This window comes from Enterobacter sp. N5-15, assembly GCF_057221635.1.
This window is the reverse complement of record NZ_CM170150.1, coordinates 808,051-822,872: the sequence shown is the minus strand read 5'-3', so window position 1 is coordinate 822,872 and position 14,822 is coordinate 808,051. Positions and strand designations below refer to the sequence as shown.

The 14,822-nt window shown below is 55.1% G+C and carries 10 protein-coding genes; 5 read left to right on the top strand and 5 right to left on the bottom strand.

Going from position 1 to position 14,822, the window contains the following annotated elements; all coding sequences use genetic code 11:
• Positions 1–6 precede the first annotated feature (6 nt).
• The 3 genes from AC2TE5_RS03845 (at position 7) to speD (ending at position 2,133) form a co-directional block, all read left to right on the top strand.
• Positions 7–354 (top strand): YacC family pilotin-like protein, encoded by a 348-nt coding sequence (locus AC2TE5_RS03845; RefSeq protein ID WP_121425082.1) that lies wholly within the window; start codon positions 7–9, stop codon positions 352–354.
• Between the two features lie 114 nt (positions 355–468).
• A complete protein-coding gene (gene speE / locus AC2TE5_RS03840; protein ID WP_023310424.1) occupies positions 469–1,338 on the top strand; it encodes a polyamine aminopropyltransferase in 870 nt (289 codons plus the stop codon).
• The gene (gene speD / locus AC2TE5_RS03835; RefSeq protein WP_023334531.1) at positions 1,339–2,133 is read left to right on the top strand and encodes an adenosylmethionine decarboxylase; all 795 of its coding nucleotides are present in this window, start codon (positions 1,339–1,341) and stop codon (positions 2,131–2,133) included.
• A 31-nt stretch (positions 2,134–2,164) separates the two neighbouring features.
• On the opposite strand, the gene yacL is transcribed toward speD, so the two are convergent.
• Entirely contained in the window at positions 2,165–2,527 is a 363-nt protein-coding gene (gene yacL, locus AC2TE5_RS03830; protein ID WP_023310423.1) for a protein YacL, read from the bottom strand.
• A gap of 190 nt (positions 2,528–2,717) precedes the next feature.
• The gene (gene acnB, locus AC2TE5_RS03825; protein ID WP_484612683.1) at positions 2,718–5,315 is read right to left on the bottom strand and encodes a bifunctional aconitate hydratase 2/2-methylisocitrate dehydratase; all 2,598 of its coding nucleotides are present in this window, start codon (positions 5,313–5,315) and stop codon (positions 2,718–2,720) included.
• Between the two features lie 893 nt (positions 5,316–6,208).
• Here acnB and AC2TE5_RS03820 point away from each other — a divergent pair.
• Both AC2TE5_RS03820 and AC2TE5_RS03815 read left to right on the top strand, forming a co-directional pair.
• Positions 6,209–7,765 carry a DUF3300 domain-containing protein gene (locus tag AC2TE5_RS03820; protein ID WP_484612682.1) on the top strand — a complete coding sequence of 519 codons (1,557 nt, stop codon included), beginning with the start codon at positions 6,209–6,211 and terminating at the stop codon, positions 7,763–7,765.
• A gap of 10 nt (positions 7,766–7,775) precedes the next feature.
• Positions 7,776–8,567 (top strand): DUF2950 family protein, encoded by a 792-nt coding sequence (locus tag AC2TE5_RS03815; RefSeq protein WP_484612681.1) that lies wholly within the window; start codon positions 7,776–7,778, stop codon positions 8,565–8,567.
• Positions 8,568–8,620: 53 nt separating this feature from the next.
• On the opposite strand, the gene lpdA is transcribed toward AC2TE5_RS03815, so the two are convergent.
• From lpdA to aceE, 3 genes are all read right to left on the bottom strand, one after another.
• Positions 8,621–10,045, bottom strand: coding sequence for a dihydrolipoyl dehydrogenase (gene lpdA, locus AC2TE5_RS03810; protein WP_484613308.1), 1,425 nt, complete (start codon positions 10,043–10,045; stop codon positions 8,621–8,623).
• 175 nt (positions 10,046–10,220) lie between these two features.
• Positions 10,221–12,116 (bottom strand): pyruvate dehydrogenase complex dihydrolipoyllysine-residue acetyltransferase, encoded by a 1,896-nt coding sequence (gene aceF, locus AC2TE5_RS03805; protein WP_032660647.1) that lies wholly within the window; start codon positions 12,114–12,116, stop codon positions 10,221–10,223.
• Positions 12,117–12,130: 14 nt separating this feature from the next.
• On the bottom strand, positions 12,131–14,794 hold the full coding sequence (gene aceE, locus AC2TE5_RS03800) for a pyruvate dehydrogenase (acetyl-transferring), homodimeric type (RefSeq protein WP_089599170.1): 2,664 nt from the start codon (positions 14,792–14,794) through the stop codon (positions 12,131–12,133).
• Between the last annotated feature and the right edge of the window lie 28 nt (positions 14,795–14,822).

Here is a 14,822-nt window from a genome sequence, read left to right as displayed (position 1 = left end):
GAAGCAATGAAGATGTTTTTCAGGACAATTTTGTTCGGTAGCCTGATGGCAATGTGTGCGAACAGCTATGCGCTAAGTGAAAATGAAGCGGAAGATATGGCCGATTTAACGGCGGTTTTTGTATTCCTGAAAAATGATTGTGGCTACCAGAATTTACCCAACGGGCAAATTCGCCGCGCGCTGGTCTTTTTTGCCCAGCAAAACCAGTGGGATCTCAGTAACTACGACAGCTTCGACATGAAGGCGCTCGGCGAAGACAGCTACCGTGACCTAAGCGGTATTGGTATTCCCACTGCCAAAAAATGCAAAGCGCTGGCTCGTGATTCACTCAGCCTGCTCGCCTACGTGAAATAACCTTCCCGACGCCCCCTGTTGAACCTCTGGCCGTGCAACCACGGTTAGAGTTAGCTATCATGTTTCGCTCATTTTTGGTGAGCGTAATGGATGTTTACACAGGAGGAGTTCGCTATGGCCGACCACACGTTGTGGCATGAAACACTGCATGACCAGTTTGGTCAGTACTTTGCCGTTGATAACGTGCTCTATCATGAGAAAACCGATCACCAGGATCTGATCATCTTCGAGAATGCCGCCTTTGGCCGCGTCATGGCGCTGGACGGCGTCGTGCAAACGACCGAGCGAGATGAGTTTATCTATCATGAGATGATGACCCACGTCCCGCTGCTGGCGCACGGCCACGCGAAGCATGTCCTGATTATCGGCGGCGGCGACGGCGCAATGCTGCGTGAAGTATCCCGCCATCGTTCCATTGAAACCATCACCATGGTGGAAATCGATGCGGGCGTCGTCTCTTTCTGCCGTCAGTATCTGCCCAACCACAATGCCGGTAGCTATGACGATCCGCGCTTTAGCCTGGTGATTGACGACGGCGTTAACTTTGTTAACCAGACCTCGCAGACCTTTGACGTTATTATCTCCGACTGCACCGACCCTATCGGCCCCGGCGCGTCGCTGTTTACATCCTCCTTCTACGAAGGCTGCAAGCGCTGCCTGAACCCGGGCGGGATCTTCGTCGCACAAAATGGCGTCTGCTTCCTGCAGCAGGATGAAGCGCTCGACAGCCATCGTAAGCTCAGCACCTATTTCGATGATGTCAGCTTCTATCAGGCGGCCATTCCGACGTACTACGGCGGGATCATGACCTTTGCCTGGGCGACGGATAACGACGTATTACGCCATCTCTCCACCGAAATTATTCAGGCCCGCTTCCATCAGGCCGGTCTTCAGTGCCGATACTACAATCCGGCAATTCACACCGCAGCGTTTGCCCTGCCGCAGTACCTGCAGGACGCATTATCCACTAAGGGGGTGAGCTAATTGAAAAAGCTTAAACTGCATGGCTTTAACAACCTGACGAAAAGCCTGAGTTTTTGTATTTACGATATCTGCTATGCCAAAACAGCGGAAGAACGCGATGGTTACATCGCCTATATCGATGAACTCTACAACGCCAACCGTCTGACCGAGATCCTGTCAGAAACCTGTTCCATTATCGGCGCAAACATCCTGAACATCGCCCGACAGGATTATGAGCCCCAGGGCGCCAGCGTGACCATACTGGTCAGCGAAGAGCCGGTCGACCCTAAGCTTATCGACAAAACGGAACATCCGGGCCCGCTGCCGGAAGTGGTTGTAGCCCACCTTGATAAAAGCCATATCTGCGTACATACCTACCCGGAGAGTCACCCGGAAGGTGGGCTGTGTACGTTCCGCGCCGATATCGAAGTGTCGACCTGCGGCGTGATTTCCCCGCTGAACGCGCTGAACTATTTAATTCACCAGCTGGAATCGGACATCGTCACCATTGACTATCGCGTGCGCGGTTTTACCCGTGATATCAACGGAATGAAGCACTTCATCGACCACGAGATTAATTCTATTCAGAACTTTATGTCCGACGACATGAAATCGCTGTACGACATGATGGACGTGAACGTGTACCAGGAAAACATCTTCCATACCAAGATGTTACTGAAGGAATTCGACCTTAAGCACTATATGTTCCACACGAAGCCGGAAGATTTGAGCGAAGAAGAGCGTAAGGCGATTACTGACCTGCTCTGGAAAGAGATGCGCGAGATCTACTACGGCCGCAATATTCCGGCCGTGTAAAAGTAAACCGGAGCAGGGATGCTCCGGTCTGTTATTTCTGTTTCATGAAGTCGCGGTAGGCATTTACCACCTGAAGGAAATCCTCAACGCCGCACATCGACAGGCTCTCTTCGTCGTAGTAGCTCATCCCCTCTTCCATCTCATCGCCTGAAAACTCGAGCTGGTTGGCACGCACCATCACCTCTTCACCGTCCATCCACAGGGTGTATTCATGCCCGGCGCGCTGCCAGGAGCGTTCACTGCCTTTCACCGTATTTGCCGCCTGTTCAACCTCATCAAGAAGTGCGAGATTTTCTTTCACCTCTTCGTTAAACCAGTGTCCAACGGCTTCGTGGCCCATCGACATACGCACTTTCACCACTCCGGTGATGTCGCGCAGAAATTCGTAATCCATAGTGTTTTCCTCTGCAAAGCCATTAAGGTAATTATCGCAGCAGCGAGGAAGAAAAAAAGCGTGAGAGGTGGGAGGAATGAAAATAAAAAGGTGAGAGCAAGACCCTGCGGCCTGATGCCCTCACCCCGTCCCTCTCCCACGGGAGAGGGTGCAAACACTAAAAACCGTCTCGTAGAGACGGTTTTGCTGTTTATACTGCCGTCTGGAAGATAACCCCGTCGGCCTTCTCGGTGTACTGAGAGAGCTGGTCGAAGTTCAGATAGCGATAGGTATCCACCGCGGTCTTATCCACCTGAGCCACAAAGGTCTGGTACTCTTCCGGCGTTGGCAGTTTGCCAATCAGCGCCGCAACCGCCGCCAGCTCCGCAGAGGCCAGGAAGACGTTTGCACCGGTACCTAAACGGTTCGGGAAGTTACGGGTAGAGGTGGAGACCACCGTCGCACCGTCGGCAACGCGCGCCTGGTTGCCCATGCACAGGGAACAGCCAGGGATTTCGATACGCGCACCGCTCTTACCAAACACGCTGTAGTAGCCCTCTTCGGTCAGCTGAGCCGCGTCCATACGGGTTGGCGGCGCCACCCACAGACGGGTTGGCAGCTGGCCTTTGTGGGTATCCAGAAGCTTACCGGCTGCACGGAAGTGACCGATGTTGGTCATGCAGGAACCGATAAACACTTCGTCGATCTTCTCGCCCTGCACTTCAGACAGCGGACGCGCGTCGTCCGGATCGTTCGGTGCACACAGGATTGGCTCTTTGATATCCGCCAGATCGATGTCGATCACCGCCGCGTACTCTGCGTCAGCATCGGCTTCCAGCAGCTGCGGATCGGCCAGCCATTTTTCCATGCCCTGGATACGGCGCTCCAGCGTACGACGGTCACCGTAGCCTTCTGCAATCATCCACTTCAGCAGCACGATGTTAGAGTTAAGATACTCAATAATCGGCTCTTTGTTCAGCTTGATGGTACAGCCCGCCGCAGAACGCTCGGCGGAAGCATCGGTCAGCTCGAACGCCTGCTCAACTTTCAGATCCGGCAGACCTTCAATTTCCAGGATGCGGCCAGAGAAGATGTTTTTCTTCCCTTTCTTCTCAACGGTCAGCAGGCCCTGTTTAATCGCATACAGCGGGATCGCGTGAACCAGGTCGCGCAGGGTGATACCCGGCTGCATTTTACCTTTGAAGCGCACCAGCACCGATTCCGGCATATCCAGCGGCATCACGCCGGTCGCAGCAGCAAACGCCACCAGACCAGAGCCCGCCGGGAAGGAGATACCGATAGGGAAACGGGTATGGGAGTCACCGCCGGTACCCACGGTATCCGGCAGCAGCATGCGGTTCAGCCAGGAGTGGATGACGCCGTCACCCGGACGCAGAGAAACGCCGCCGCGGTTCATGATGAAGTCTGGCAGCGTATGGTGCGTGGTTACGTCGACCGGCTTCGGATAGGCCGCCGTGTGGCAGAAGGACTGCATTACCAGGTCAGAAGAGAAGCCCAGGCACGCCAGGTCTTTCAGTTCATCACGGGTCATTGGGCCAGTGGTATCCTGAGAGCCCACGGAGGTCATCTTAGGCTCGCAGTACGCGCCCGGACGAACACCCGCTACGCCGCACGCGCGACCGACCATTTTCTGCGCCAGCGAGTAGCCGCGGTCGCTTTCCGCCACATCTTTCGCCTGACGGAACACGTCTGAGTGCGGCAGACCGAGCGCTTCACGCGCTTTGGTGGTCAGGCCACGACCGATGATCAGCGGGATACGGCCACCGGCGCGCACTTCGTCGATCAGCACGTCGGTTTTCAGCTCAAAGCTTGCCAGCAGCTCGTTGGTCTCGTGGTTACGCACTTCGCCTTTGAACGGATAGACGTCAATCACGTCGCCCATGTTCAGGTTATTCACGTCAACTTCGATTGGCAGTGCGCCCGCATCTTCCATGGTGTTGAAGAAGATCGGTGCAATTTTACCGCCGAGGCACAGGCCACCGCCGCGCTTGTTTGGCACGTGAGGGATATCGTCGCCCATGAACCACAGCACGGAGTTGGTTGCGGATTTACGGGAAGAACCGGTACCCACAACGTCGCCCACGTAGGCCAGCGGGTAACCTTTCTCCTGCAGGGCTTCGATCTGTTTGATCGGGCCGACGCTGCCCGGCTGATCCGGCTCAATGCCTTCACGGGCGTTTTTCAGCATCGCCAGGGCGTGCAGAGGGATATCCGGGCGAGACCACGCGTCCGGTGCCGGAGAGAGGTCATCGGTGTTGGTTTCACCGGTCACTTTAAAGACGGTAACGGTGATTTTTTCAGCCAGAGCAGGACGGTTCAGGAACCATTCGGCATCAGCCCAGGACTGCATCACCTGCTTCGCATAGACGTTGCCTGCTTTGGCTTTTTCTTCTACGTCGTAGAAGTTATCGAACATCAGCAGCGTGGAAGAGAGCGCTTTAGCGGCAATCGGTGCCAGCTTGTCGTTATCCAGCGCGTCAATCAGCGGATGAATGTTGTAACCACCCTGCATGGTGCCGAGCAGTTCAATGGCTTTTTCAGGAGTAACCAGTGGGGAGGTGGCTTCGCCTTTGGCGATAGCAGCAAGGAATCCGGCTTTTACGTAGGCAGCTTCATCTACGCCAGGCGGTACGCGGTTGATCAGCAGATCTAACAGGAATTCTTCTTCGCCCTTGGGCGGGTTCTTCAGCAGCTCGACGAGCGCGGCCATTTGGGTTGCATCTAAAGGTTTGGGTACAATTCCCTCGGCGGCACGTTCTGCTACGTGCTTACGGTATTCTTCTAGCACGACGGTTCTCCTCGCTCTCATTGTCATATGCGGCGGGCGTTCTCTTCACGCTCCTGTGAGACAGCAGTTTGTAGGGTAAATGCCCGATACCGCGTCGGGCAGCATAGCAGGATTTCTACACAGTGTTAATCCGTTTACAAAAAAGCAACATTAAAAAATTTGCTGAATCGTTAAGCATGGTGTAGCGGGGAGACAAGACGAATTTTGGGTACAAAAAAACCGCCTGATAGCGGTTTATTTGTTGCCTTGCGGTGGTAGCACACCGTGTTGGCAGATTTGCGGCAATGCACTCGGCATAAATAATGCTCCTGAGTATGCGGATCCGCAAGCACATATTTTGTGTTTACGAGCCTCCATCCAGTTTCGAACGAAAAAGGATGAAACTGCATTTCACCTCTTTTCAGTCCATTTCGGCTGTAATACTGTTGCCCCCGGCCTGCTTCGCTGGTGTAGCAACCAGTCACCGGGCCCGGAAGCAGTTCCGTAACCTACGCGGCAATGTACTCATTTGCCTGGTTCTGCCTTTCCCGGTGAAGAATGAACCCGCGTAGTCTGTACAGGAACGCACGCAATGGAGATGCGAATCACTGCGCTGATCGTTGTGACCGGTTTACTGCTAACCGCGCTGCACGGTGGCTGGAACATATCCGACATCACGGTGCTGTTTGTCGTCAACCTCGGCAACTAGCTGCTGGCCGCTCGCAAGAGCGGCCTTCTGAATCCCCTGCGGTTTTTCCCGCATCGCATATAATTGTGTAATAAATGCACACACTCTTTATCCGGATGTACCGGACGCTTCCCAATAAAAGTCAAAACAGTAAAAGACGGGTGAATAATACTCACGCCAACCGTAACGCCTCACGGCACAGCGCTTGTCTCGTTGGAGTCATTTTATGAAGTTGCCCTTTAAGCCACATCTGCTCATCCTTCTGTGCAGTGCCGGGCTGTTTGCCGCCTCAGGCGTCATGTTTGTCAAAGGTCGCGCCACGGAGCCCGCTGCGCCGGCTCCCGTCGCACAACAGCCGGCCGCACCTGCGCCTGCCGCAGCCCAGCCCGCCCCTGTTGTCGCACCAACCTACACTGCCGCGCAAATCGATCAATGGGTTGCTCCCATCGCGCTCTACCCGGATGCCCTGCTGTCGCAAATTTTAATGGCGTCGACCTATCCGGCCAACGTGATCCAGGCGGCGCAGTGGTCCAAAGACAACCCTAAAATGGAAGGGGACGCCGCGATTCAGGCCGTTGCCAGCCAGCCCTGGGATCCCAGCGTAAAATCGCTGGTCGCGTTTCCTCAGCTTATGTCCTTGATGGGTGAAAACCCGCCGTGGGTACAAAATCTGGGTGATGCGTTTCTCGCGCAGCCGAAGGACGTGATGGATTCCGTTCAGCGCCTGCGCACGCTGGCGCAGAAAACCGGCGCTTTACAATCCACGCCTCAGCAGACGGTCACCACCGTGACAAAACCGACGCCAGCGAAAACCAGCGCCACTGAGACAACGACAGCCACGACGTCCGCGCCCGCCCCAACGGTAATCAAAATTGAATCTGCCGATCCGCAGGTTGTTTACGTCCCTACCTATAACCCCAATACGGTTTACGGGGCCTGGCCAAACACCGCCTATCCGCCCACCTATCTCCCGCCTACACCCGGGGAGCAGTTTGGCAACAGCTTTGTAAACGGTTTAGGCTTCAGCCTGGGCGTCGCCACAACCTATGCCATCTTCAGCAACATCGACTGGGATGATGACGATGACTGGGATCATCACCATGGCGACTGGGATAATCACGGCGGCTATAACCGCAACGGTGATAACAATATCAATATCAACGTTGAGAACTTCAATAAAATCAGCGGACAGCGTCTGACGGACGCCAACCGCACCTGGCAGCACAACCCCGCCTATCGGGAAGGGGTGCCCTATCCGACTAACCAGCTCAACACTCGCTTCCACTCCACCAGCACGGCGACAGGGCTCAGCTCAGCGCAGCAAAAACCGGTTAACCGCGATAGCCAGCGTCAGGCCGCGCTGAGCCAGATGGAGAAATCTACGGGCAAAACCTTCCCCCAAACGGCGCGAACCGGAACGAAAGATGTGCAGCGTCAGGCCTCAAGCGAACAGCTGAAGCAGATTTCGCAGCGCAATAACTACCGTGGCTACGACACCAAACCGCAGACGGCGAAGCGGAGCACCGCGCAGCAGCGAGAAAACCGCCAGACCACCGCGCAGAGACAAGAGAAGCGGGCTTCGCAGCCCGCGCAGCAACGCGCTCTCCAGCAGCGAAACAGCCAGCCGCGGGCCAATGCGCTGAGCGGTAACGACAGCCGCTCCGCGAACTGGCAGGCGCAGCAGCAGCGCGGTGCGCAAAGCAGGCAGCTTGCTGCTCGCCAGCAGCAGCCGCGTCAGGCGTCTGGTGGACGTGCTGAACGCCGTGAAATTCGACATCGCTAAGGGAACCGACATGAAAAGTAAACTACTCAGTGGAATGGTGTTGTTCATGCTTTCGGCCTCGGTGATGGCGCAGCAGTCTTTTAGCACACCCGCTCAGGCAACCGATGCGCTGACCAAAGCCATCAGTGAGCAAAATGAGAGCGCGATGACCGACCTGCTCGGAGAGAACTGGCGCGATTTTCTGCCCCCCGAAGGCGTTGATCCGGATGCTGTCGATCGCTTCCTGCGCGACTGGAACGTCCGTCACAACACGGTTGTCGAAGGGGATACGGCGCATCTGGTTGTCGGAGACAGCGGCTGGCAGCTCCCCATCCCGGTGATCAAAACCTCTGCCGGCTGGCAGTTCGATATCAAAGAAGGGGCTGAGGAGATCCTGACCCGCGAAATCGGGCGTAACGAGCTCGCCGCCATTGAAGCCTTACATGCCTATGTTGATGCGCAGCAAAGCTATTTTGCTATGAACCAGAAATACGCGCAGAAGATTGTCAGCTCGAAAGGGAAAAAAGACGGTTTGTACTGGCCAGCCTCGCCCGGCGAAGCGCCCAGCCCGCTCGGCCCGGCATTTAGTCCGAAAGAGCCGGGTACCGGCTATCACGGCTATCGTTTCCGCATTCTGCCGGATAATCACGGTTTCGCGATGGTTGCCTGGCCGGTCAGCTATGGTCAGACGGGCGTAATGAGCTTTGTGATAAATCAGGACGACAAGGTTTATCAGTCAGACCTCGGCAGCGATTCGGAGCAGAAAGCCCGGGCGTTAACCGCCTATGGCCCTGATAAAACCTGGCAGCCGGTGGCGCCCTAAACGCAGCGCATAAAAAAAGCGGCCATTGGCCGCTTTTTTTCATCTGAAGAAACTTATTTCTTCTTCGCTTTCGCGTTTGGCAGATCGGTGATGCTGCCTTCAAACACTTCTGCCGCCAGACCCACGGACTCGTGCAGAGTCGGGTGAGCGTGGATGGTCAGCGCGATGTCTTCAGCGTCACAGCCCATTTCGATAGCCAGACCGATTTCACCCAGCAGCTCGCCGCCGTTGGTACCGACAATCGCACCACCGATCACGCGGTGAGTCTCTTTGTCGAAGATCAGTTTGGTCATACCGTCAGCGCAGTCGGACGCGATAGCACGGCCAGAAGCAGCCCACGGGAAGGTGGCGGTTTCGTAGCTCATGCCTTTCTCTTTCGCTTCTTTCTCGGTCAGACCCACCCATGCCACTTCTGGCTCGGTGTACGCGATAGATGGGATGACTTTCGGATCGAAGTAGTGCTTCATGCCGGCGATAACTTCAGCGGCAACGTGACCTTCGTGAACACCTTTGTGCGCCAGCATTGGCTGACCGACGATATCGCCGATAGCAAAGATGTGCGGCACGTTAGTGCGCAGCTGTTTGTCAACGCGGATAAAGCCACGGTCGTCCACTTCCACGCCAGCTTTGCCCGCATCGAGGTTTTTACCGTTCGGCACACGGCCGATAGCCACCAGCACGGCGTCGTAACGCTGTGGTTCGGATGGGGCTTTTTTGCCTTCCATGGAAACGTAAATACCGTCTTCTTTCGCTTCAACGGCAGTCACTTTGGTTTCCAGCATCAGGTTGAATTTCTTGCTGATGCGTTTGGTGAAGACTTTAACGATGTCTTTGTCGGCAGCCGGGATAACCTGGTCGAACATTTCAACCACATCGATCTCTGAACCCAGCGCATGGTACACGGTACCCATTTCCAGACCGATGATACCGCCGCCCATGACCAGCAGACGCTTAGGAACGGTTTTCAGCTCCAGCGCATCGGTGGAATCCCACACGCGTGGATCTTCATGCGGAATGAATGGCAGTTCGATTGGGCGAGAGCCTGCCGCGATGATCGCGTTGTCGAAGTTGATCACGGTTTTGCCGTTTTCGCCTTCCACTTCCAGGGTGTTCGCACCGGTGAATTTACCCAGACCGTTTACCACTTTCACCTTACGGCCTTTGGCCATACCCGCCAGACCGCCGGTCAGCTGAGTGATAACTTTCTCTTTCCAGGTACGAATTTTGTCGATATCGGTTTTCGGCTCGCCGAAGACGATACCGTGTTCAGCCAGCGCTTTGGCTTCTTCGATAACTTTCGCTACGTGCAGCAGCGCTTTAGAAGGGATACAGCCGACGTTCAGACAAACACCGCCGAGGGTGCTGTAACGTTCTACGATGACGGTTTCCAGACCTAAATCCGCTGCACGGAATGCTGCGGAGTAACCTGCCGGGCCTGCCCCAAGTACTACGACCTGAGTTTTGATTTCTGTGCTCATCATGACCTCTTAATTTATACCCGTCGTCCACCGGGTCGTTCTATCCGCCCGCAGTTTACAAAATTGTTAACAATTTTGAAACAACAAACGGCTCACGAATTGTCGCTTTCGCCAATAACCTCACAAACACCATGAGATTATCAGAAAAAAGCCGGCCGACTGGCCGGCTTTTCGATTACATCACCAGGCGGCGAATGTCGCTCAGGGTGTTGTTGATGATGGTGATGAAGCGCGCACCATCAGCACCGTCGATCACGCGGTGGTCGAAGGACAGAGAGATTGGCATCATCAGACGCGGCACGAACTCTTTGCCATTCCACACCGGCTCCATCGCGGATTTAGACACACCGAGGATAGCCACTTCCGGCGCGTTCACGATCGGCGCGAAGTGGGTGGTACCCAGGCCGCCGATGCTGGAGATGGTGAAGCAGCCGCCCTGCATTTCGCCGGCAGTCAGCTTACCATCACGCGCTTTCTTGGAGATCACGGTCAGTTCACGGGACAGCTCAGTGATGCTCTTCTTGTTCACGTCTTTGAAGACCGGAACAACCAGACCATTTGGCGTATCAACCGCAACACCGATGTTGATGTATTTCTTCAGCGTCAGCTTCTGACCGTCTTCGGACAGGGAGCTGTTGAAGCGTGGCATCTGCTCAAGGGCAGCGGCAACGGCTTTCATGATGAAGACCACTGGGGTGAATTTCACGTCCAGTTTGCGCTTCTCAGCTTCGGCGTTCTGCTGTTTACGGAACGCTTCCAGATCGGTGATATCGGTCTTATCGAAGTGCGTAACGTGCGGGATCATCACCCAGTTACGGCTCAGGTTAGCACCAGAGATTTTCTGGATGCGGCCCAGCTCCACTTCTTCGATTTCGCCGAACTTGCTGAAGTCCACTTTCGGCCATGGCAGCATGCCCGGGATACCGCCGCCGGCGGCTGCAGCAGGTGCAGCTTCGGCGCGTTTCACCGCGTCTTTCACGTAGGTCTGAACGTCTTCGCGCAGGATACGACCCTTACGGCCGGTTCCTTTCACTTTCGCCAGGTTCACACCGAATTCGCGCGCCAGGCGACGAATCAGCGGGGTCGCGTGGACGTAAGCGTCGTTTTCAGCGAACTCAGATTTTTCTGCTTTAGCAGCAGGGGCAGCGGCTGGTTTAGCAGCCTGAGCCGGTGCAGCAGCAGGGGCTGGAGCAGCCGCGGCAGCCGGAGCTGCGGCAGGCGCAGCGCCTTCCACTTCGAAGACCATGATCAGAGAGCCGGTAGACACTTTGTCGCCGGTGCTGATTTTGATCTCTTTAACGGTACCCGCGAACGGCGCTGGCACTTCCATAGAAGCCTTGTCGCCTTCAACGGTGATCAGTGACTGTTCAGCGGCAACTTTGTCGCCCACTTTCACCATCACTTCGGTGACTTCAACTTCGTCACCGCCGATGTCCGGTACGTTAACGTCTTTCGCGCCGCCAGCAGCCGCTGGTGCAGCAGCCGGAGCCGGAGCAGCGGCCTGCGCAGGCGCTGCAGCAGGTGCAGCACCCGCCACTTCGAAGATCATGATAAGCGACCCGGTAGACACTTTGTCACCGGTGTTGATCTTGATCTCTTTAACGGTACCGGCAAACGGAGCTGGCACTTCCATAGAGGCTTTGTCGCCTTCTACGGTGATCAGTGACTGCTCGGCCGCAACGGTGTCGCCCACTTTCACCAGGATTTCAGTGACTTCAACTTCGTCACCGCCGATGTCAGGCACGTTGACTTCTTTCGCGCTCGCGGCAGCTGCTGGAGCAGCGGCGGCCGGAGCGGCTTTCTTCTCTTCCTGCGCAGGTGCAGCAGCAGCTGCACCGTCGGCGGAATCGAAAATCATGATCAGTTTGCCGGTCTCGGTTTTATCGCCAACAGAGACTTTGATCTCTTTAACGATGCCAGCCTGAGGAGACGGGACTTCCATAGAGGCTTTGTCGCCTTCTACGGTGATCAGCGACTGTTCAGCTTCAACTTTGTCGCCTACTTTGACCAGGATCTCGGTGATTTCAACTTCATCAGCCCCGATGTCCGGTACATTGATTTCGATAGCCATTATTCTTTTACCTCTTACGCCAGACGCGGGTTAACTTTTTCTGCATCGATATTGAATTTGGTGATTGCGTCCGCAACCACTTTCTTATCGATTTCGCCACGTTTAGCCAGTTCGCCCAGTGCTGCTACAACCACGTAAGAAGCATCAACTTCGAAGTGGTGACGCAGGTTTTCGCGGCTGTCAGAACGACCGAAGCCGTCAGTACCCAGAACGCGATAATCATCAGCTGGAACGTAAGTACGAACCTGCTCAGCGAACAGTTTCATATAGTCAGTAGACGCCACCGCTGGCGCGTCGTTCATCACCTGAGCGATGTACGGAACGCGTGGGGTTTCCATTGGGTGCAGCATGTTCCAACGCTCACAATCCTGGCCATCACGCGCCAGTTCAGTGAAGGAAGTCACAGAGTACACGTCGGAACCCACACCGTAGTCTTTCGCCAGGATCTGCGCTGCTTCACGTACGTGACGCAGGATAGAGCCGGAGCCCAGCAGCTGAACTTTACCTTTGCTACCTTCGAGGGTTTCGAGTTTGTAGATACCTTTACGGATACCTTCCTCGGCACCTGCTGGCATTGCTGGCATGTGGTAGTTTTCGTTCAGGGTGGTGATGTAGTAGTAAATGTTCTCTTGCGCTTCACCGTACATACGGGTCAGACCGTCATGCATGATGACTGCCACTTCATACGCGTAAGACGGGTCGTAAGAGATACAGTTAGGGATAGTCAGAGACTGAATGTGGCTGTGGCCATCTTCGTGCTGCAGACCTTCACCGTTCAGGGTCGTACGACCTGAGGTACCGCCTACCAGGAAGCCGCGAGCCTGCTGGTCGCCTGCCTGCCAGCACAGGTCACCGATACGCTGGAACCCGAACATGGAGTAGTAAATGTAGAACGGGATCATCGGCAGGTTGTTGGTGCTGTAAGAGGTCGCAGCAGCCAGCCAGGATGCGCCTGCGCCCAGCTCGTTGATACCTTCCTGCAGGATCTGACCTTTCTCGTCTTCTTTGTAGTATGCAACCTGCTCACGGTCCTGCGGGGTGTACTGCTGGCCGTTCGGGCTGTAGATACCGATCTGACGGAACAGACCTTCCATACCGAAAGTACGCGCTTCGTCGGCGATGATTGGAACCAGACGATCTTTGATCGACTTGTTCTTCAGCATCACGTTCAGGGCACGAACGAAAGCGATAGTGGTAGAGATCTCTTTGTTCTGCTCTTCCAGCAGCTGAGAGAAGTCTTCAAGCGCTGGCAGTTCCAGCTTCTCGGTGAAGTTTGGCTGACGAGCTGGCAGGTAGCCTTTCAGCGCCTGACGACGTTCGTGCAGGTACTTGTGCTCTTCAGAACCTTCCGGGAAGGTGATGTAAGACAGGTTTTCTACCTGCTCATCGGTCACTGGAACGTTGAAACGGTCGCGGATATAACGCACGCCGTCCATGTTCATTTTCTTAACCTGGTGAGCGATGTTTTTACCTTCTGCGGTATCACCCATGCCGTAACCTTTGATGGTATGGGCCAGGATTACAGTCGCTTTACCTTTGGTTTCCTGCGCTTTTTTCAGTGCAGCGTAGACTTTCTTCGGATCGTGACCACCGCGGTTCAGGGCCCAGATCTGCTCATCAGTCCAGTCTGCAACCAGTGCTGCGGTTTCAGGATATTTACCGAAGAAGTGCTCACGAACGTAGGCGCCGTCTTTGGATTTGAAGGTCTGGTAGTCACCGTCAACGGTTTCGTTCATCAGCTGGATCAGTTTACCGCTGGTATCTTTACGCAGCAGCTCATCCCAACGACCGCCCCACATGACCTTGATCACGTTCCAGCCAGCACCTGCGAAGATGCCTTCCAGTTCGTTGATGATCTTGCCGTTACCGGTTACCGGACCATCCAGACGCTGCAGGTTACAGTTGATGATGAAGCACAGGTTGTCCAGCTTCTCACGGGTTGCGATGGTGATCGCACCTTTGGATTCTGGCTCATCCATTTCGCCGTCGCCCAGGAAGGCGTAAACGGTCTGCTCAGAGGTGTCTTTCAGACCACGGTGTTCCAGGTATTTCAGGAATTTAGCCTGATAAATCGCACCGATTGGGCCCAGACCCATAGATACGGTCGGGAACTGCCAGAATTCAGGCATCAGTTTAGGGTGCGGGTAAGAAGACAGACCTTTACCGTGAACTTCCTGACGGAAGTTGTTCATCTGCTCTTCAGTCAGACGACCTTCCAGGAATGCACGTGCATAGATGCCCGGAGAGATGTGGCCCTGGAAGTACACCAGATCGCCGCCGTCTTTCTCGTTCGCTGCACGGAAGAAGTGGTTGAAGCACACTTCGTAAACGGTTGCAGAAGACTGGAAGGACGCCATGTGGCCACCCAGTTCCAGGTCTTTCTTGGATGCGCGCAGAACGGTCATGATGGCGTTCCAGCGGATTGCAGAACGGATACGACGTTCCAGATCCAGATTGCCCGGGTATTCCGGTTCGTCTTCGACGGCAATCGTGTTTACGTAGTTGCTAGCCCCTGCACCTGAAGCAACCTTCACACCGCCTTTGCGGGCTTCAGAAAGCAGCTGATCAATCAGATACTGAGCGCGCTCAACACCTTCTTCACGGATGACCGATTCGATCGCCTGTAGCCAGTCGCGAGTTTCGATCGGATCCACGTCATTTTGGAGACGTTCTGACATGGGGGTATTCCTTATCTATCTAATACGT

Excerpts from the sequence above, each read along its gene's own strand:
- AC2TE5_RS03845 (WP_121425082.1), top strand. The coding sequence starts at position 7 with ATGAAGATGTTTTTCAGGACAATTTTGTTCGGTAGCCTGATGGCAATG.
- speE (WP_023310424.1), top strand. The coding sequence starts at position 469 with ATGGCCGACCACACGTTGTGGCATGAAACACTGCATGACCAGTTTGGT.
- yacL (WP_023310423.1), bottom strand. The coding sequence starts at position 2,527 with ATGGATTACGAATTTCTGCGCGACATCACCGGAGTGGTGAAAGTGCGT.
- AC2TE5_RS03820 (WP_484612682.1), top strand. The coding sequence starts at position 6,209 with ATGAAGTTGCCCTTTAAGCCACATCTGCTCATCCTTCTGTGCAGTGCC.
- AC2TE5_RS03815 (WP_484612681.1), top strand. The coding sequence starts at position 7,776 with ATGAAAAGTAAACTACTCAGTGGAATGGTGTTGTTCATGCTTTCGGCC.
- lpdA (WP_484613308.1), bottom strand. The coding sequence starts at position 10,045 with ATGAGCACAGAAATCAAAACTCAGGTCGTAGTACTTGGGGCAGGCCCG.
- aceF (WP_032660647.1), bottom strand. The coding sequence starts at position 12,116 with ATGGCTATCGAAATCAATGTACCGGACATCGGGGCTGATGAAGTTGAA.
- aceE (WP_089599170.1), bottom strand. The coding sequence starts at position 14,794 with ATGTCAGAACGTCTCCAAAATGACGTGGATCCGATCGAAACTCGCGAC.